The sequence below is a fragment of the Oleiphilus sp. HI0066 genome, from assembly GCF_001635725.1.
The window spans coordinates 1-730 of record NZ_LWFH01001367.1 but is presented as its reverse complement, the minus strand read 5'-3'; the positions used below and the strand labels follow the sequence as shown (position 1 = coordinate 730).

The 730-nt window shown below is 46.8% G+C and carries 1 protein-coding gene; it reads right to left on the bottom strand.

Translation table 11 applies throughout. From position 1 onward, the window contains the following. Positions 1 to 730 (bottom strand): PDZ domain-containing protein (locus tag A3738_RS20745; RefSeq protein ID WP_197473939.1); only part of this gene is annotated, 730 nt, incomplete at both ends.

Sequence of the window (730 nt, the reverse complement as noted above, 5' to 3'; positions counted from 1 at the left end):
TCATTCAACAAAAGCAATGTGTCGCGTGTTGTGCTCTTGTAGTTTGGATCGCCGTTTTGCATGGCTTGGAAGTCAGCATAGAAGGTTGGAATCTCGATAACACCAACGCGCTTAGTTTGACCGTCGCGTTCAGTCTCGATGACAGAACTTTTCGCTGCTTGATCTTCAAGTTTTACTTTGTCACGAACAATCGCGATCACGCGCGTGTCTGTGTCGACTTTTGCTTCGGATGGAATAACTTCGAGGCGCACCGTTGATTTTTTTGGACCACGAATCAATTGTACAACTTCGTCTAATCTCCAACCTACAACGTTAACCATTTTCTCGTCGCCTTGAGCAACGCCGACAATTCGGTCAGCAGGGCCAAGCTGGCCTTGTTGTTGCGCAGGACCACCTGCAATCAAGCGAACAACTTTTGTAAACTCATTGTCGGCTTGTAGAACCGCGCCGATTCCTTCAAGCGACAAACTCATGTTGATGTTAAAGTTTTCTGAAGAGCGAGGTGAGAAGTAAGTCGTATGTGGATCATAAAGCGTTGTAAACGCATTCATGTAGGCTTGGAAAGCGTCTTCGTTACGAATCTGAAGCGCACGCTTTAGTTGCGACTGGTAGCGGGTACGCAAAGTGTCCGCAGCTTCTTTAAGTGACTCGCCAGACAATTTTAAAGAGAGTGCACCACTTTTAACGCGTCGACGCCAAATATCTTCTAGTTCAGCTTCTGTTGTTGGCC